General features: G+C 55.1%; 13 protein-coding genes. 9 read left to right on the top strand and 4 right to left on the bottom strand.

Going from position 1 to position 18444, the window contains the following annotated elements:
* The first annotated feature begins 21 nt into the window (after nt 1-21).
* The 5 genes from NSS83_RS24370 to NSS83_RS24390 all read left to right on the top strand — a co-directional run bounded on the left by NSS83_RS24370 (nt 22) and on the right by NSS83_RS24390 (nt 6374).
* Nucleotides 22-897 (top strand): radical SAM/SPASM domain-containing protein, encoded by an 876-nt coding sequence (locus NSS83_RS24370; protein ID WP_341187009.1) that lies wholly within the window; start codon nt 22-24, stop codon nt 895-897.
* A 113-nt stretch (nt 898-1010) separates the two neighbouring features.
* On the top strand, nt 1011-1685 hold the full coding sequence (locus NSS83_RS24375; protein WP_341187010.1) for a response regulator transcription factor: 675 nt from the start codon (nt 1011-1013) through the stop codon (nt 1683-1685).
* Entirely contained in the window at nt 1682-3049 is a 1368-nt protein-coding gene (locus tag NSS83_RS24380) for a HAMP domain-containing sensor histidine kinase (RefSeq protein ID WP_341187011.1), read from the top strand. Before NSS83_RS24375 ends, NSS83_RS24380 begins: the two co-directional genes overlap by 4 nt.
* Nucleotides 3050-3174: 125 nt before the next feature.
* Nucleotides 3175-4113, top strand: a complete 939-nt coding sequence (locus tag NSS83_RS24385) for an alpha/beta hydrolase (RefSeq protein WP_341187012.1) — start codon at nt 3175-3177, stop codon at nt 4111-4113.
* Nucleotides 4114-4283: 170 nt separating this feature from the next.
* Nucleotides 4284-6374 (top strand): class I SAM-dependent methyltransferase, encoded by a 2091-nt coding sequence (locus NSS83_RS24390; protein WP_341346677.1) that lies wholly within the window; start codon nt 4284-4286, stop codon nt 6372-6374.
* A gap of 486 nt (nt 6375-6860) precedes the next feature.
* Here NSS83_RS24390 and NSS83_RS24395 read toward each other — a convergent pair whose 3' ends face one another.
* A complete protein-coding gene (locus NSS83_RS24395; protein WP_341346678.1) occupies nt 6861-7211 on the bottom strand; it encodes a nuclear transport factor 2 family protein in 351 nt (116 codons plus the stop codon).
* A 160-nt stretch (nt 7212-7371) separates the two neighbouring features.
* Nucleotides 7372-8289: an AraC family transcriptional regulator gene (locus NSS83_RS24400; protein WP_341187015.1), complete on the bottom strand. Its 918-nt coding sequence runs from the start codon at nt 8287-8289 to the stop codon at nt 7372-7374.
* Between the two features lie 127 nt (nt 8290-8416).
* Between NSS83_RS24400 and yicI the strand changes: the two genes are divergently transcribed.
* Entirely contained in the window at nt 8417-10738 is a 2322-nt protein-coding gene (gene yicI / locus NSS83_RS24405) for an alpha-xylosidase (protein WP_341187016.1), read from the top strand.
* 689 nt (nt 10739-11427) lie between these two features.
* A complete protein-coding gene (locus NSS83_RS24410; protein WP_341187017.1) occupies nt 11428-12618 on the top strand; it encodes a GDSL-type esterase/lipase family protein in 1191 nt (396 codons plus the stop codon).
* 483 nt (nt 12619-13101) lie between these two features.
* On the opposite strand, the gene NSS83_RS24415 is transcribed toward NSS83_RS24410, so the two are convergent.
* Complete coding sequence (locus NSS83_RS24415; RefSeq protein WP_341346679.1) at nt 13102-14751, bottom strand: helix-turn-helix domain-containing protein; 1650 nt, start codon at nt 14749-14751, stop codon at nt 13102-13104.
* On the bottom strand, nt 14748-16586 hold the full coding sequence (locus NSS83_RS24420; protein WP_341346680.1) for a histidine kinase: 1839 nt from the start codon (nt 16584-16586) through the stop codon (nt 14748-14750). Before NSS83_RS24420 ends, NSS83_RS24415 begins: the two co-directional genes overlap by 4 nt.
* Before the next feature lie 132 nt (nt 16587-16718).
* On the opposite strand from NSS83_RS24420, the gene NSS83_RS24425 reads away from it, so the two are divergent.
* Nucleotides 16719-17600: a sugar ABC transporter permease gene (locus NSS83_RS24425; RefSeq protein WP_341346681.1), complete on the top strand. Its 882-nt coding sequence runs from the start codon at nt 16719-16721 to the stop codon at nt 17598-17600.
* On the top strand, nt 17600-18433 hold the full coding sequence (locus NSS83_RS24430) for a carbohydrate ABC transporter permease (protein WP_341346682.1): 834 nt from the start codon (nt 17600-17602) through the stop codon (nt 18431-18433). The genes NSS83_RS24425 and NSS83_RS24430 overlap by 1 nt, the downstream gene beginning before the upstream one ends.
* Nucleotides 18434-18444: the final 11 nt, after the last annotated feature.

Here is an 18444-nt window from a genome sequence, read left to right on the forward strand (position 1 = left end):
TATTGAAATGGGGAGCGGAACTTGAAGACGTTCAAAAAGGTATACATCGAGATCACAAGCGTCTGCAACCTGGCCTGCAGCTTCTGTCCGCCCACGGAGCGGCAGAAGAATTTTATGAAGCTGGAGACGTTTGGTACCATCCTTGATGAGATCAAACCGCATAGCAATCATATCTATCTGCATGTCAAAGGCGAGCCGCTGCTGCATCCGAAGCTGGGCGAGCTGCTGGATGCCGCGCATGCCAAGGGCTTCAAGGTCAACATTACGACCAACGGTACTTTGATCCGTAAGGCAGGGCCGAAGCTGCTTGGCAAGCCGGCGCTGCGGCAGATGAACTTCTCGCTGCATAGCTTCGACGGCCATGCAGGCTCGGAGAACCGCGAAGGTTATCTCACAGAGATCATCCAGTTCGTCCGGGAGATCTCAGCTCAGGGCGTCATTGTCTCGTTCCGGCTCTGGAATCTGACGGAGGACAACCGGACGAATCTGGAGAAGGCGCGCAACCGTGAGACGCTGGCGCTGCTGGAGGAGGCTTTTGGACTGGGCTACAGGATCGAGGAGAAGGTCGTCCCCGGCAGCGGCGTGAAGATTGCCCCGCGCGTGTACCTGAACCAGGACCACGAGTTCAGATGGCCGGCGCTGCATGAGCCGGAGGATGACGGCAAGGGCTTCTGCCATGCGCTGCGCAGCCAGGCGGCGGTCCTGGTAGACGGCACCGTTGTGCCGTGCTGTCTGGATGGCGAAGGGGTGATCAACCTCGGCAATATTCATGAGCAGCCGTTCTCCGAGATTGTTGAGGGGGAACGGGCGAATAATCTGTTCTACGGCTTCTCGCGGCGGGAAGCTGTTGAGGAGCTGTGCCGCAAATGCGGCTACCGGCAGCGGTTCGGCACCTAGCCGGAGCGCGAGGCCGGAGTGGATGCTGGTGCAGTGCATACCGGCAAGGCAGCAGGGTGATGCTAGAGAGAAGAGAGCTTTATAAGGCCGGATCATACGAAAAGAGGGAATAGATGCCTACTATACTTGTTGCAGACGACGATGCGAATATCCGCGAGCTTGTCTGCCTATTTCTGCGCAATGACGGATTCGATACCGCTGAAGCGGCAGACGGCCAAGAGGCGCTGGCGGTCTATGCCAGAACGCATGTGGATCTGGTCATCCTGGATATTATGATGCCGGTGATGGACGGCTGGGCGCTATGCAAGGAGCTCCGCAGAGCGGACCCGGAGCTGCCGCTGTTAATGCTGACGGCAAAGGGGGAGACCTGGGAGAAGGTGAAGGGCTTCGAGCTGGGAACCGATGATTATCTGACCAAGCCCTTCGATCCGCTGGAGCTGACGGTCCGCGTCAGAGCCTTGCTGAAACGCTCGGGAATCGGCAAGTCGCATACGATCCGTATCGGAGAGGTAACGCTGGACCGGCAGACCTACAAGGTAATGAACGGTACAGAAGCGCTGTCCCTGCCGCTGAAGGAGTTCGAGCTGCTGTACAAGCTGGCCGGAACACCGGGACAGGTCTATACCCGCGAGCAGCTGATCGACCAGATCTGGGGGATTGATTACGCCGGGGATGACCGGACGATAGATGTACATATCAAGCGCCTGCGGGAACGGTTTGCGGCTTCGCCGGATTTTCGGATTGAGACTGTACGGGGGCTTGGCTACCGGCTTGAGGTTACTGAATGATCAAATCTCTCTATACCCGGGTGGTCCTGATCTTCCTGGTCTCCGTGATCGGGGGGACAGTGATCTCCTTCAATCTGGCGATTTGGATATATAAAGACGAATTGAACGAGAATCTGCAGGTTCAATTGCAGCGCTTCGCACAAGATGTCGTACAGATCTATGATATCTTCCCGCTGACGGAAGCCGACAAGTTCGTAAGCAGCATGAAGCAGCTTGAGACCTACCATGTGCGGATTTATGATGCGAACGGCGGGGTTCAGTCTTACGGCGGGCCAGAAGGACTGAAGCTGGAGACTGTGACTGAAGCGCAGGTGCAGCAGGTGCTGGCAGGCGGGATCGTGCAGGTCAATCCGACAGGCATCTCCGTCAGCCTGCTGGGAGTGCAATTAACTACGGATACGGGAAAAAAAGCATTGTTCGTAGAGCCTGTCGGTCCCCCGTCTGCCGACTTTGTGCTGAAATGGCTGGTGAATTTCGTGGTGTATTCGCTGGTCTCCGGGAGTCTAATAATCCTGGTAGCGGCCATGTTCCTGGTCCGGCCGATCAAGAAGCTGACCAACGCGACACGCAAGATCGCAGCCGGGGACTTTAATGTGAAGCTGAATATCAAGCAGAAGGGAGAGCTGGGTGCCCTCGCGCGCAGCTTCGAGGAGATGATGCATGATCTGCAGCAGCTGGAGCAGATGCGCCGTGACTTCGTGTCCAATGTATCCCATGAGGTGCAGTCACCGCTAACCTCCATCTCCGGCTATGCCCTGGCGCTGAAGCAGATGAATATCCCGGAGAGCGAGCGGGGCCGCTATATCGATATCATCATCGGGGAAGCCGAGCGGATGTCCAAGATGAGCGACAGCCTGCTGAAGCTGAGTCTGCTTGAATCGCAGTCCCAGCAGCTCCGGTTCACCACCTTCAGCCTGGATGAACAGCTCCGGCGCGTGATCGTTGCCCTTCAGCCGCAATGGTCGGCCCGCCGCATCAACTTCGATCTTCAGCTGACGGCTGCCGTGCTCACGGCGGATTATGACCTGTTGAGCCAGGTATGGACGAACCTGCTGGGCAACAGCATCAAGTTCTCCGGGGATGGGGGAGTAATAAGTGTCCATACGAAGCAAGATAATAAAAGTGTGACCGTTCGTGTATCCGATACCGGCATCGGGATCGCCCCCGAGGACCAGAAGCGGATCTTCGAACGCTTCTTCAAGGCGGACCGCTCCCACAGCAACAAGTATAACGGCAGCGGGATGGGGCTGGCGATCGTGAAGCAGATCGTGCTGCTTCACCAAGGAGATATCCGGGTCGAGAGTGAGCTTGGCGCAGGCACAAGCTTCATTGTAACGCTGCCGCTGAATATACCGGCGAATTAAGTTTGTTTCTCCCGTTCATCCTCCGTTCATATTACCATCACGGAGAGTACATTTTCATTATATATACTATCCTTAGCTCCTCATCAAGGCAGCACATCCGATTCATAAGGACAGGTGATTGTATAATGAAAAAAGGACTCAGAATTCTGCTTAAATCTATAGCGGCATTGCTGATCGTGATCGTGTTATTTTTTGCCGTAGTATTTGTGGTCAATATCATCAGCAGCAAATCGGAGCTGAAGAAGATTGATCAGTACGGGCAGCTTGTGCCAGTCGATGGTAAGAAGATGAATGTGCTCATCCAGGGATCGGGTGAGGAGACCGTGGTGCTGCTGACGGGGTATGGCACCGGGGCGCCTGCACTTGACTTCAAACCGCTGGTAGACGAGCTGTCCCCTAATTACAAAGTAGTCGTGGTGGAGCCGTTCGGCTATGGCTTAAGTGACCGGACAGATAAGGAACGGACCTCGGACAATATCGTCAGTGAGATTCATGAAGCATTGCAGCAGCTTGGAATCAAGCGTTACACGCTTATGGGACATTCCATCGCCGGAATCTACGGGCTGGATTATGTGAACAAGTATAAGGATGAAGTGCAGGCTTTTGTAGGAATCGACAGCAGTGTGCCGAACCAAGGGGGCTTGGACGATAAAATACCGGTGGGGACGCTGAAGTTCCTCGACAAATCCGGCATCATGCGATTGCTCCAAAAGATAGGCCCCGACCCGTATGCCGGGCTTCCGTTCGACGAGCATACCAAGCAGCAGATGAAAATGATCGCCACAAAGAATTTAAACAATGACACTGTCATGAATGAGATCGACCATTTCAAGGAGAATTTCACAGCAGCCCAGGCGCTGACCTTCCCCAAAGAGCTTCCGCTGCTGCTCTTCGTACAGTCGAATAATACCGATGTTGAGGGCTGGATGCAGCTGCATGAAGAACAGGTGAAGGATTCCGTGTACGGTAAGCTGGTGCCGCTCGAAGGCGGTCATTATCTGCACCATACGCTGTCCAAAGAGATTGCCAAGGATTACAGAGAATTCATGGCAGGCGTGAAATGAGTGGATCTGATTCCCGGCCATAAATCTGATACAATTGAACAAGAGCTCTTCGCAGCCGCAAGCTTCTATCCAGAAGCTTGCGGTTTGTTCAATTCGTCAGAGCTTCTGATTCAAACCTGAAGTACATGGGCTATTGTATATAGATTGCTATTACATAGGGAGGCATGCAAATGCTGAAATCATTACGGGCTATAGAGGCGTATCGTGAAGGAGGGTGGCCTGCCGGAGAAGGCTATCCATGGCTGGAGTCCATCGTGCAGGCGGAGCAGACGATTGTGAACCTGGAGCGGGTAGAATCGCTGCAGTCGCTTGCGCAGCAGAATCCGGTGCTGGATTATGTGGAGCGGAGCCTGCGGGTGCTGGACAGTCTGCCGCTGTCGTACTGGATCAAGGAGCTGGCCGAGGAGACGCTGATCTGGTCGGAGACGGCCAAGGGGGGGACTCTCCGTCAGCGCCGGAGCTGGCAGGAAGAGGGCATTAATATTTTCGTTCATAATATCGGCTCCGCGGAGTTATACCGGCGGTATGCGGAAGGGTTGAAGCGGGACGAGGCAGGCTCTGCGGAGAAGAGACGGGTGATACATACGCTGATTGAGACTCACGGGCTGATTGGACAGCAAATCCGCGGCGAGGTTCCGCCTTCCGTCAATCTTCCGTTGTCCGCACTGGTGGAGCAGGGACTGCTGGGCGCAGAAGAGCTGGAGCGGCTTCTGTTCGCGCTGAATCACTGCATCATTGCTGCGGTATCCCCGGAGCTGTGGCAGGAGGTCCGCCTGCAGGTCATGGAGCTGATTGCTGTTATTGCTTCAGGAAATCTGCAGCCTGAGGTCCCGATGAAGGAGCGTCTGCGGAGAATGCGCGCCGGGTCCATTGCCCAGGGGGAGGATTATGAGGCGGAGTGGGACAGGCTGGTACAGGAGGGCTTCCTCCCTGCTGCGCTGGATCCGCTGCAGCCTGCCACCTTCTGGTATGTGGAGTCGGCACTCCAGACCTTCTCGCTGGAGCAGTTCCTGAAGGTCATGAGTCTGGTGGCCGGCAGCGGCCCGCTTCTGCTAAGCCATCTGAGCTTCGAGGCGGTCATGAACAGTATTCATTATGACTACAAGGGCAGCAAGAAGATCAATGTCTATAAAAAACGGATTATTGAGAAATATCTCTCGGAGCTGGGCTGGGAGGAGATCTACAGCGGCGTGAAGCCTTCCGGCAGCAACCCGCATCTTACGCACCGGCTGCTGGGAAAGGAACATCTGCCGGATACGCTATTCTTCCATTTTGAGTTCTCAGCGGCAGCGGAGAAGCTGATTGAGTTCTGCATAGAGGCCGAGAAGTCGGCGCTGTATGAGCGGGCGGTCCTGCTGCTGTTCGACCTGTTCGATCTGCGGCGGGACGCCTTCGACCGCTTCCACAACGAGGACACGTATTTAAGCCAGATGAATGATACGGCTGACTATAAGGCAGTGATTCTGGACTACGTTACCGGACGGAAGGTGCTGGACATCGGACCCGGCGGCGGGGTGCTGCTCGATCTGATTGAGGAGCGGATGCCGGAGGCCGTGCCGGTGGGGATTGATATCTCAAGCAATGTGATTGAAGCGCTGCGGCAGCGCAAGCAGCGGGAGGGCCGCCGCTGGGAGGTGCTCCAGGGCGATGCCCTGAACCTGAAGGATTATGTGGAGCCGGGCACGGTGGACACGGTGATTTTCTCATCGATTCTGCATGAGCTGTATTCCTATGTGCCGTTTGACGGCCGGAAGTTCAATCACGGCACGGTGGCGGCAGCGCTGACCAGCGCCTTCGATGTACTGGCAGATGGCGGGACGATTATTATCCGTGACGGTATTATGAGCGAGCCTGAGGAGCAGCAGCGCCGCGTACGGTTTCTGGAGACGGACGGCATGGCGTGGCTGGAACGGTATGCGAAGGATTTTGCCGGACGGAATATCCGTTATGAACAGCTTGGCGAACAGGAGGTTCTGATGCCGGTAAATGATGCGATGGAATTCCTCTATACCTACACCTGGGGGGAGGAAGCTTACATTCATGAGGTTCAGGAGCAGTTCGGTTATTTCACACCCTCGCAGTACTCCGCATTCATTCAGCAGACGCTTGGGGACCGGGCGAAGATAGAGGTCCTCCGTCATTATTTGCAGGAGGGATATACGGAGGCACTGGAGAACAGGGTTAAAATTATGGGTGAGAGCGGAGAGCCTGTGCCGCTTCCGGACAGCACCTGCTTTATTGTGATCCGTAAGGAGGGTTGAAAAGGGGGCTTAGGTCTTCAGCTCAAGACATGCTTTGTATAGGAGCTCTGGCAGCGAGTCCGTGCTTCGTGGCAGGTACTTTACGTCCGCCAAGTGGCCTCTGCAGGTACTGTATGTGCGTATTTACTAAAATGCTTATGTTCGGCTGCACTTTGTGCAATAGATCTCATTAAAATCGATTGTGAAATAGCTCCCATTGCACTCTGTACAATAGAATTTCCTGAAAGTGGACTTTTGGAGCGTATATCCAGAAATCTAATGTATAAAATACAACAGATTGAGTTTTAGGGGAAAATAGAGCGGAATCTATTGCAGATAATACAATCAGGGAACAGAAAAACACAACAGGATGGCGATCGCCGCGTCCACTCCAGTGCTGAAACCCACCCTATGTAATCAAAAGACTGTCCCGCATAGTCATATTCATGACTTATGGGACAGTCTTTTGATTTATAACGTATGGTTATACCTTGAACATGCTCGACGTTATTTTAGCGTGATGATCAGCTCGCTGATTTTGCCGCCTTGTACCTTGAATTCATGGGTGAACTGCTGCGGGGCGGGAACACGGTTCTTATTGAACTCCCCCTCCATCTCAGCGGTCACCGCAATGCGGCCCTGGATTTCTTCAATTTCCATAATAGTAAAGCGGACCTTAGCAGAGAATAGCTCGGATTCTCCCCAAGCCGCAATGGCTTCTGTGCCTTCGGCCGACTTCCCGTTATCCTTCACGATAGCGCCGGGAGCGAACAATTCGATCAGAGCGTCGGGCTGGTATTGGTTCACTGCATTGTAGAAGTCCTGTACCTCAATTGGCAAGGTAACATGTTGATTCATGAATATCTGCCTCCTGTAAGTAGATTAGCGGGGACGGCATGTCCACCGGAATGAGCCATTAAGCCACCGCTGAAGCGGCAGGTACCTTGGTCATCCATACACTAACTTAAACGTATCCGGGCAACCGTAAGCAGGGAAAAGAGAGGAAACGGGGTTCGGCCTACGGATAAAGCTGGTTCTGCCCGGCGAAGGGACTGGCGTCCTTGCGGAATTCGGAGGGCGAGCAGTTCATGATTTTGCGGAACACTTTGATGAAGTAGCTGACGTTGTCGAAGCCGACATCCATGGCAATATCGGAGATTTTGCGGTCCCCCTGCTTCAGCAGGGCTGCGGCCTGGCGGACCCGGTAGGAGTTGATGTAATCGACGGGCGTCTTGCGGGTCATGCTTTTGAAAAAACGGCAGAATTGCCCTTCGCTCATCGGAATCAGCCCCGACAGGTCACGGGTACGGATCGGCTCCTGGTAGTTGTCCTGGATATAGAGAATGATCTTCTTCAGCCGGTCTGCCTTCGTGTTATCCGCGCCCTCCGAGGGGCTGTGGTTCACCGAACGTCCCGGCGGCGCAATCTGCGAGAGCATAATCAGCAGGGTTCCTTTTATAAAAGCTTCGAATCCGGGCATTTGTTGATCATACGCGTTCATCATGCGGTTCAGATGCTGCAGCAGCTCCGCCTGCCAGGGAACAGAAGGGGTGAGGTGGCGCGGAAAGCTCTGGCGTTTCTCCTGAAGCGGCAGAATGACGCTCTGCTGGATGGTATCATATTGCGCGCTGGCCAGCAGGTCAGGATGGAAGACAAGGGCGCAGAAGCGGCAAGGAGTCTCCGTAAGCGCATGAGCGGCATGGATATCCCCGGATTCAATGAACACAGCCTCGCCGGGTCGAAGCGTGAAATAGTCGCTGTCCACCTGAAACAGAATCTCGCCTTCCAGCAGCAGGAAGAACTCGGCTTCCTCATGCCAGTGGGTGTCCAGGACATGCGCTCCGGCGGGAAGGTCGATCCAGTAGGCAGCCAGGGGGAACATGACATCCCCGTGTTCGCGGTCTTCTTTGAGCAAGCGCTGCGAGGTGCGGTCCATTAGAGGGCCTCCTTGTGAGATAGAATCAAAATAGTGTTATAAATAAGCTATATATTATTAGTTTTGAACTTTTATTGTCGGTATAATGCAACTATATACACCAAATCGAAGGGTGGCAAGTGCACATATGAAATTTACAGACGGCTTATGGCTGGTTCGTGACGGCATTACAATCAATGGTGCAGTGCAGAACTATGTGGTAGAAAAAACGGAGGAAGGCCTAACCGCCGTCACGCAGACGACACCCATCACGGGACGTTCGGCGACACTCAACTCCACACTGCTGACGGTGAAATTCCATTCCCCGCTTCCGGGCGTGGTAGGCGTCAAAATTATTCATAACGACGGCGTGATTCCGCGCGGACCTTCGTTCGAGCTGACTGAGGGAACCGGCGATCATGTGGAAATCGAGGAGACAGAGGCGCAGACGGTGCTGATCAGCGGCGGACTCCGCGTGGTCATCAACAAGGGCACTCACTGGTCTGTGGACTTCTACCGCGGCGACGAGCGCATTACCGGCAGCGGTTACAAATCGATGGCCTATATCACAGATCAGGACGGCAACACCTTCATGCGTGAGGAGCTGGACTTAGGCGTTGGCGAATTCGTGTATGGTCTGGGCGAGCGCTTTACGGCTTTTGTCAAAAACGGCCAGGTGGTCGATCTGTGGAACAAAGACGGCGGTACAAGCTCCGAGCAGGCGTACAAGAACGTTCCGTTCTATGTGACGAGCAAGGGATACGGCGTCTTCGTGAACCAGCCGGAGCTGGTATCGTATGAGATTGCGTCTGAGAAGGTGAAGAAGGCCCAGTTCAGCGTAGCGGGCGAGAGTCTGGAATACTTCGTGATTGAAGGGCCGACGATTAAAGAGGTCATCACCAAATACACCTCCCTGACTGGCAAGCCAGCGCTGCCTCCGGCCTGGACCTTTGGCCTGTGGCTGACGACTTCGTTCACTACGGACTACGATGAGGCTACTGTGAATTCCTTCGTGGAAGGGATGGCGGAGCGCGATCTGCCGCTGCATGTGTTCCACTTCGACTGCTTCTGGATGCGCGAATATCAATGGACGGATTTCCAGTGGGATTCTCGTGTGTTCCCGGACCCGGTAGGTATGCTGAAGCGCCTGCACGACAAGGGACTGAAGATCTGTGTGTGGATCAACTCCTATATCGGACAGCGCTCCCCGCTGTTTGAAGAAGGCCGCAAGAACGGTTACCTGCTCAAAAAAGCCAACGGCGACGTCTATCAGACCGACCTCTGGCAAGCAGGCATGGGACTGGTCGACTTCACGAACCCTGCGGCTTGTGAATGGTATGCCGGTTACCTGCGTGACCTGGTGGACATGGGCGTAGACAGCTTCAAGACGGATTTCGGCGAACGGATTCCGACCGATGTCGTATACTTCGACGGCTCCGATCCATACAAGATGCATAACTACTATACCCAGTTGTATAACAAGGTTGTCTTTGAAGTGCTCGAAGAGAAGCTTGGCCAAAATGAAGCAGCTGTCTTCGCACGCTCCGCCACCGCCGGCGGGCAGCAGTTCCCGGTTCACTGGGGCGGCGACTGCTACGCTGACTATGAATCCATGGCAGAGAGCCTGCGCGGCGGCTTGTCGCTCGGATTGTCCGGCTTCGGCTTCTGGAGCCACGATATCGGCGGGTTCGAGAACACCGCTCCGGCACATGTGTTCAAGCGCTGGCTGGCCTTCGGCCTGCTCTCCAGCCACAGCCGTCTGCACGGCAGCACCTCGTACCGTGTGCCTTGGGCGTACGACGACGAAGCTGTGGACGTTACCCGCTTCTTCACCAAGCTCAAGTGCAGCCTGATGCCGTACCTGTATGATGTAGCCGGACAGGCACATGAGCAGGGCTGGGCTTCGATGCGTGCGATGGTGATGGAATTCCCGGAAGATCCGACCTGCGAGGTGCTGGACCGCCAGTACATGCTGGGCGATTCCCTGCTGGTCGCTCCAATCTTCCAGGAGAACGGCGAAGTGAAGTATTACCTGCCGGCCGGCCGCTGGACACATCTGTTGAACGGTGAGACCGTACAGGGCGGATCATGGCGCAAGGAGAAGCATGACTTCTTCAGCCTGCCGCTGTTCGTCCGGCCGAACACTCTGCTGGCTGTGGGCAGCGAGGACAGCCGTCCGGATTATGATTTTGCCGACGGTGTGAAGTTCGGCCTCTACTCCCTGGAGGACGGCAAGTCTGCTTCGGCGACTGTACGCGATATCCACGGCGCTCCTGAGCTGAAAGTGCAAGCTGTACGCAGCGGCAGCACTGTAAAAGTAACTGCCGAAGGCAGCGGCAAAGCATTCACCCTGGCGGTGAAGGATCTTGGCGCTATCGCCTCCGTGGAAGGTGCGGAGCAGGTAGATGAGACTACAGTGAGCGTGGGCGCGGGCGAGAAGTCCGTATCGTTCACGATTACGCTGAAATAAGTGAACTATAGACGGAATTAACACACCTAAAGACTGAATGAACACACCTGCAAGACGGAATTAACACACCTAAAGACTGAATGAACACAACTATAGGCTGAATTAACACACCCGAAAGCTGAATTAACACACTCCAACACTGGCTTAGCCTATGGCAGTGCCCTTAAGTAACCAAGCTCTCTGATGACAGGGGACATTTGTCTCCTGGATCGGGGAGCTTTTTGGGGATTGGCGGTGTTGGGGGGATTGTTGCTCGCTATGGCGCACAATGGGCTAAATGCTGCAAGAAGTGCAACATTCCCCTCAGCAGGAGCAGGGCTATAGCGAATTGTTGTCAAAAATGCAGCATTTCAGCTTCTCAGAGCGAACAAGTGGCGAAATTGCTGCATTTTGTGCAACATTGTACTAAAATAGTGGGTTTCACAGGCATCAGTGTTGCAGATAATGCAACATTAGTCGGGCAGGAGTGGGGGCAAAGTTTGGTCAAAGGCGAGCTACAGCCGGGAGGAAGCAGGGCAGAAGTTGGGCCAGTCGTGTCGAAGTCGTGTCAAAGTTGGGCCAGTCGGGTCGAAGTCGTGTCAAAGTGGGCCAAGTTAGTGTCGAGTTAAGTTTCTGTACAGCACCAGCCGCCCTACCCACCACCCATCAGCCAGAGAAGCAACATCAGAATAAAGAAGGAGTTGATGACTATGAACAATCTTGAGAACAGTCCAAACGGAGTACTGAGCCAGCCGGAGTTCAGCTCGGCCACGGCGCTGTCTACAGCCGCTAACTATATTATGAATGCGGCGGAACCGTTCACCCATACGTACCGCACCTATATCCGGCTGCGGGAGAACGGCAGGCTGATGCTGAAGTTCTGGCACAGCAATGCAGTGGATTCGACCTGGGACCTGGGCGCGGATGCCATTGCCAGTGAACCGGGGGGCGAGTGGAGCATCGACGCGGCATATGTCGCCGACGGAGGAGCTGCTCCGGACGGCAGCGTAGTGCCGGGCTCGCAGGTGCCGGTTACCTTCGGCGGCGAACGGTCGCGGCGCGTGGAGCCGGGTGAGCAGTTCTGGAGCGACGAAGCACTTCTGGAGCTGCCGGAGGGGCACTTGCTGGCCTTCACCTGGACCTTGAAGACGGCTGGTGCAGGCAAGTCCTTCCCCTACAATGTAGAAGGAATGCTGGTCTCCGGCTATGATGCACAGGGCACGTTAGCGGCCCAGGAGTCGGCTGCCGGGTTCAGCGCATCGGATAAGTTGCAGGTGCTTCCGAGCTACCTGGGCTACAAGAAACAAGTGGCGAAGAGGCTGGTATTCCTGGGCGACTCGATCACGCAGGGGGTACGGACGGCCAAGGATCAATACACACACTGGGCGGCAAGAATTGCGGAAGGGCTGGGAACAGAGCATGGAGTGTGGAATATCGGCTCCGGCTGGGGCCGGGCTTACGATGTCGCCACGGACGGTCCCTGGCTGCATAAGGCGCAGCAGGGGGATGAGGTGCTGATCGTGCTGGGGGTGAACGATCTGGATATCGGCCAACGCTCGGCAGATGAATTGCTGGGGGACCTCGCACACATTATCTCCAGCATCAAGGAAGCACAGCCGGAGGCAAAGGTAATTCTTAGTACGGTGCCACCGTTCAACTTCGAGGGGGAGCGGGAAACCTATTGGCGCAAAGTGAATGATTGCATCCGTACAAGCCCGTTGGCCGGGGTAGACCGCGTATTCGACATCGCCGCCGTCCTCTCCGTTGCGGCTCCCGCAGATCACCGGATCAAGCCAGAGTACATGAGCGATGAGTTCGACCCGCATCCGAACGGTGCGGCGGGCAAGGCGGTGGCGGATGCTTTTCTGGCGTGGTACGGTGGACGGCCATCGGTATCCTGACCGATCTGCCTTTTAAGCTATTGCGTGGAGTTAAATGTTTGTTTGTGAAAATTCGATATTTGTTGGATAGGATACGTGTGTGTACTGGAGTGTGTGGCGGCAGGAGTGTCGGGGGAAGTGAGAGCTGGTGCGGAGTAACTGGAATACAGGGTGAGAGAGTAGTTGGATTTTGTCCACTTGCTGATGCGTGATTGCAACCTTTCGGGACAGCAGTTGGAAAACCAGCACTTAAATCTGCCTGATTCCACCTGGGGCGGCGTATTTGGCGGTAATAGATGCTGTTAATCCAATTGCTTCAGTCTATTCGGCGGGAATTGAGGAAATAAGCTGCATTTATCCAATTGTTGGCCGAGCTCAGGCGGTGAACGTTCAAGAGTTAGTTGGCCGTTGGGCGGGAGTAGCGGGTAGGGGAATTGTTCATCCATGCCCGTACGATAGCGACCGTAGCACCAGGGCACCAATGTACCCCCACCCAGACGGAGCTTAATGCTCCGCCTGATCCCGGTAGTCCTTCGGCGAGTGGCCGGTGTGCTTCTTGAAGACCTTGCTGAAGTATTTGACATCGTGGAACCCGACCATTTCCGAGATCTGGGCCAGCTTGAGGCCCGGATTCTGCATCAGCAGCTTGGCCTTCTCGATGCGGACGCTGACGATGTAGTCGGAGAAGTTGATGCCGTATTCCTGCTTGAACCGGCGTGAGACATACTCGCGGCTGACCTGGAATTTGCCCGCCACCTCCTGAAGGGAGAGGTCTGACGGGTAGTTCTGCTCGATGTATTTTACGATCTCCGTCATCGGGTTCCGTTCTTTCTGCTGTCTGTCCGCGAGCGCCCGGGATAACTGCTGCATGAATGCCAGAGACCAGTCGCGCCAGGCGAACAAGGAGAAGGAATAGCCGCTTGGCTGCGGAGAGGGATTCTGCTGGTCGCCTTGCTCAAGCTCAGCCAGTACGTTACCCGCCCGGTTGCCAAGCGCTTTCCGGACCAGACGGGAACGCAGCAGCAGCGCATCGGCCTTCCAGTCGTTCAGCATCTGCGGGGTAACTACTCCCCGGCGGCTCAGCTCCTGGGTCCAGTGCTGTGCCGCAGCGGTCAGGGCCTCGGGTGTTCCGCTGATGACCGCCATCCGCCAGTCTTCCTGGACATCGGCGAAGCTCAGCGGGACTGTGGTTTCCCGCTTATCGCGCTGCTTCCCGCCTGTCACCGCATCCGCTCCCGCAAAATGGCAGTAATCCTCATGCCGCAATAGATTCCGCCGCAGCAGGGCTTCGGCGGCTTCGGCGCGTCCTGCCGGCAGGTGCGCGGGGAAGGCGCCCGGCGCGCTGATTCCGAAATGCATGCGGAACTGCAGCGTCAGGAAGATGCCCTGATTCATCCGGCTAATCAGCGAAGTGACGGACTCATGCGGCTCCCAGAGCAGGATGGCAATCTCCGGCGGCCCGCCCCAATAGCGGAACGCGATGCCCGTGCCCTGCTGCTGCAGAAATTCGTTGCAGATGTTCACAATGGCATAGTAGAGCAGCTCGCTGTCGCCGCCGAAGCGCCGCAGCAGCGGATTGTTGCCGCTGTCCGTCTGGACAAGGAGCAGGCGCGAGGTCCGGATGTCCGGCGGAAGGATGCCGTCATGGATCAGGCGGCGCAGCGAGGCTTCGGCATTCACCCTGTCATCGATCAACGCGGACAGCAGCTTCTCCCCGAAGATCGGCTTAATCTCATTCAGCCTGAGGCTCTGGTGCTGGCGGTGGCTGCGTTCTGCCTCCTCGGCCCGCCAGGCGGTTACCGCCCTCGACACCGCGCTGTTAATCATATCCGGCTCAATTGGCTTCAGGATATAATCGATGCCGCCATGACGGACGGTCTGGCGGACGAAGTCGAAATCATTATGCCCGCTGACCACAATGAACTTGGTGCTGCCTGCGAATTCATCTACCCAGGTCATCAGCTCCAGGCCGTTCCCGGACTCCATCATCATATCCATTATGACCAGCGCAGGCTTCTCCTGGCGGATCAGACCGATGGCTTCATTGCCGTTACCGGCCTCCAGAATCTCCTCAATCTGATGCGCTTCCCAGTCCACCAGCAGCCGGACGGCCTTCCGGACTCTCGCTTCGTCATCTACAATCAGTGCCTTCATATCCGCTCACTCTCCACTACGATATCGATTTCAAGGCGGATAATTACTCCGCCTGCCTTCAGATTATCCACGGTCAACAGGGCATTCTCCCCGCAGACCAGCCGCAGCCTGGCCAGCACATTCCCGAGGCCGATGCCCGCGCCCGGAGCATCGCGTCTGCTAGGGCTGTCCTGTCCGGCGTTCTGCAGCAGCTCCCGTTCTTCAGCGGTGCTGGACTGCTCCAGCTCTTTGCGCAGCGCCTCCAGCCTGCCTGCCGGAATGGGGAGGCCATTGTTGGCGATGCTGATCTCCATCCGCTCCGGGGTTACCCCGGCCACGTTAATCTCAATGTATCCATCCTGCCGGTCAAGCTGAAAGCCGTGCTTGAAGTAATTCTCCACAATCGGCTGGAGAATCATTTTGGGCATCAGCGCCTGAGGCAGCGGCTCCTCCACTTCACAGCGGAAGCTGAACTTGTTCTCAAAACGCTCCTTCTGCAGCTGGATATACGCTTTGACATGGTCCAGCTCATTCTGGACCGTCACCACCTTCTCATCATTGTACATGCTGTAGCGCATCATTTTGGCCAGAGCCGAGAGCAGGCCGTAGATCTGCGGCACCTTCAGCTCCAGAGCCAGCGTGCCGATAATCTGGAGAGTATTGTTCAGAAAATGCGGATTAATCTGGGACTGGAGCGCCCTCAGCTCATTGGTCCGGCTCGCCAGCTCCAGCCTGTACTCCCGCAGGATCAGATTGTTGATCGTGTCCATCATACTGCGGAAATGCTCGGTGACCACACCGATCTCATCGTTGCCTGCCGGGCGGATCTCAATGCCCAGATTCCCGGTCTGGACCTGATTCATATACCGGGTCAGCTGCTTGATCGGCGCGGTAATCCGGAAGGAGACGAGGATCGTCAGAACAATGATCGTCACCAGCAGCAGCGCCAGCAGCAGCAGGTTGATCGCGGCAGCCTCCTTGGCTTCGCGGAACAGGTAGGAGACAGGTATTTGCTTGACGAGCGTCCAGCCGAGGCCGATGCTGTCGATCTTTTGATAGATGAATACAGATCTGTCCTGTTCAAAATAACCCTGCACCTGCGTGCTGTCCGCAATCTGAGTGTTATACCAACCGGCATTCAGCGGTTTGCCGAGCAGCCCGGTAGTCTGACTGTAGACCAGCCTGCCGCTGCTATCCACCAGATAAAGCTTCTCCTGATCCTGCTCATACAGCTGGTCTACAATCTCACTGAGGGCAGCCAGCTTGACATCAATAGACAGATAGCCTAACGCCTGAGAAGTAGGGACACGCTCAATTCTGCGGTGCAGGGTAAAGACCGGCTCCGGTATGAACTGTGTTAACGGCAGCCTCAGCCCGTAAGCATTGCTTAGATGTGTACTCTGCACGCTTACCGGAGAGCTTCCGCTCAGACTGGACTGGTGGTAGGGTGCAGCAGCCAGCCAGCGCTTGGGTGTTGTGTTGTCGGTAATCAGCGTAGCCTTCGAGTCTTTCACACTGTATAAGTACACCTGTGAGAGGTGGGGCAGCGAGGTGGAGATATAGCTGAGCGAGTTATAGATAGCAATATCGGAGGACAGATCGTCATACCCTGCTTCAAGCAGCCGGTAGAAATCGCCGTCCGAATACACGTTCAGCGACAGACGGTTGATCTCCTGCAGCAGACTGTTAATGTTCTTGTAGCCCTGATAGAGCAGATTCTTGTTCTCATCGACCGCCCGGTCCCGCAGCGACTTGGTGGTGTGGGAATAGCTGACATACATCGTTGCCATAATGCAGATTAAGGTGGGCACAAGCAGGAAGACGATCAGCTTCGTGCGGATACTGGTCCATTTCATGGGGCGGTCACATCCAGGTCAATATTTTACACCCTAAAGATCACTTGCGTAGGTGTAAGAGGCTCTGCAAAAAACAGATAATATCTTTAGATCATAAACAAGTGAGTGAGTAAAAGAAAGGGGGGCCATAACATGCGCAGCAATAAATTGTCCCAATTCGGTCAGCAGGTATTTTTCGTTGGCCCGGCATTATTGTTTTTTACCTTGATCATGATTATTCCGTTTTTGATGGGGATGTACTACTCTTTCACGGACTGGAACGGCGTATCCGGTAATGTAAGCTGGGTCGGCTTTGAGAATTTTAAAAGTATTTTTACGAATGATCACGACTTCTGGTCATCCTTCTGGTTTACCGTGAGATTCACCGTGCTGGGTGTAATCTTGACTAACATAGTAGGCTTCTTCCTGGCCTATCTGTTGACCAAACCTTTGAAGACACGCAATATGCTCCGGACCATTTTTTTCATGCCGAATGTGATCGGGGGCCTGCTGCTAGGGTTCATCTGGCAGTTCATCTTCATCAAAGGCTTCTCCACGATGGGCGATCTTACGGGCCTGTCCTTCTTCAACCTTCCCTGGCTCGGGGATGCGACCACCGGCTTCTGGGCGATTGTCATGGTCTTCATCTGGCAGTCCTCGGGTTATCTGATGGTTATCTACATCGCTTCGCTCAGCAACGTCTCCAAGGAAGTGCTTGAAGCTGCCGAGATTGACGGCGCCTCCCGGATGCAGGTGCTGCGCAACATCATCTTGCCGCTGATTATGCCTGCGGTTACGATCGGGCTGTTCCTGGCGATCTCCTGGTCCTTCAAGATGTTCGACCTGAACCTCTCGCTGACCAAAGGCGGACCGTTCAAATCTACAGAATCTGTAGCAATGAACATTTATAACGAAGCCTTCCTGAATAACCGTTATGGTCTGGGTACGGCTAAGGCGCTGTTATTCTTCCTCATTGTAGCGCTGATCACTGTCATTCAGGTCCGTATAACGAAGAGTAAGGAGGTAGAAGCTTAATGAATGCCAAGACCAAAAGCAGATGGAATATCGGCATTGAAGTGGTTATGATCCTTCTGGCGCTTCTGTTCCTCTCACCGTTCTACTTCCTGCTGGCGAACTCGGTGAAATCCTTCGGCGAGATTCTGAGTGATGCGGCAAGCTGGCCGCAGACCTTCATGTGGTCGAACTATACGAATGCCTGGAAGCTGGCCCGGTTCTCCGAGGCCTTCCGCAACTCGCTGATCATTACGATCATCAGTGTAGCGCTTATCTCGCTGTTCAGCGCGATGGCGGCGTACCGCATGGTGCGTGCCAATAACCGGTTCAACCAGATTCTACTGCTGCTGATGGTAGCGGCGATGGTGGTTCCGTTCCAGACGATTATGATTCCGATCCTGAAGGTTGTGAATGTCTTGGGCATTAACAACTCCTTCACAGGTCTCATTATCTCCCATCTGGGCCTCAGCATTCCGATGGCGATCTTCCTGTTCCACGGCTTCATCAAGTCCGTGCCGCTGGAGATTGAAGAGGCGGCCACGGTGGATGGCTGTAACCCGATCTCGGCGTTCTTCCGGATTGTATTGCCTCTCTTGAAGCCGATGCTGATGACCATTATCGTGCTGAATGCCCTGGGGATCTGGAATGACTATCTGCTGCCGTCCCTGATTCTTCAGGCACCCGGACTGCGGACGATTCCGCTGGCGACCTTCTCCTTCTTCGGCCAGTATACGAAGCAGTGGGATATGGCACTTCCGGCCCTGACCATCGGGATTGCCCCGATCGTCATCTTCTATCTGTTCATGCAGCGTTACATTGTTGAGGGAATAGCGGCTGGCTCGGTGAAGGGTTAATTCACCGGGCT

The sequence above is a fragment of the Paenibacillus sp. FSL H3-0469 genome, from assembly GCF_038051945.1.
Taxonomy (GTDB): domain Bacteria; phylum Bacillota; class Bacilli; order Paenibacillales; family Paenibacillaceae; genus Paenibacillus_AQ.

What these genes read in the sequence shown, in the direction of transcription:
- NSS83_RS24380 (WP_341187011.1), top strand. Translation starts at nt 1,682, where the DNA reads ATGATCAAATCTCTCTATACCCGGGTGGTCCTGATCTTCCTGGTCTCC.
- NSS83_RS24390 (WP_341346677.1), top strand. Translation starts at nt 4,284, where the DNA reads ATGCTGAAATCATTACGGGCTATAGAGGCGTATCGTGAAGGAGGGTGG.
- NSS83_RS24425 (WP_341346681.1), top strand. Translation starts at nt 16,719, where the DNA reads ATGCGCAGCAATAAATTGTCCCAATTCGGTCAGCAGGTATTTTTCGTT.
- NSS83_RS24430 (WP_341346682.1), top strand. Translation starts at nt 17,600, where the DNA reads ATGAATGCCAAGACCAAAAGCAGATGGAATATCGGCATTGAAGTGGTT.
- NSS83_RS24375 (WP_341187010.1), top strand. Translation starts at nt 1,011, where the DNA reads ATGCCTACTATACTTGTTGCAGACGACGATGCGAATATCCGCGAGCTT.
- NSS83_RS24400 (WP_341187015.1), bottom strand. Translation starts at nt 8,289, where the DNA reads ATGGACCGCACCTCGCAGCGCTTGCTCAAAGAAGACCGCGAACACGGG.
- NSS83_RS24410 (WP_341187017.1), top strand. Translation starts at nt 11,428, where the DNA reads ATGAACAATCTTGAGAACAGTCCAAACGGAGTACTGAGCCAGCCGGAG.
- yicI (WP_341187016.1), top strand. Translation starts at nt 8,417, where the DNA reads ATGAAATTTACAGACGGCTTATGGCTGGTTCGTGACGGCATTACAATC.
- NSS83_RS24385 (WP_341187012.1), top strand. Translation starts at nt 3,175, where the DNA reads ATGAAAAAAGGACTCAGAATTCTGCTTAAATCTATAGCGGCATTGCTG.
- NSS83_RS24395 (WP_341346678.1), bottom strand. Translation starts at nt 7,211, where the DNA reads ATGAATCAACATGTTACCTTGCCAATTGAGGTACAGGACTTCTACAAT.
- NSS83_RS24415 (WP_341346679.1), bottom strand. Translation starts at nt 14,751, where the DNA reads ATGAAGGCACTGATTGTAGATGACGAAGCGAGAGTCCGGAAGGCCGTC.
- NSS83_RS24420 (WP_341346680.1), bottom strand. Translation starts at nt 16,586, where the DNA reads ATGAAATGGACCAGTATCCGCACGAAGCTGATCGTCTTCCTGCTTGTG.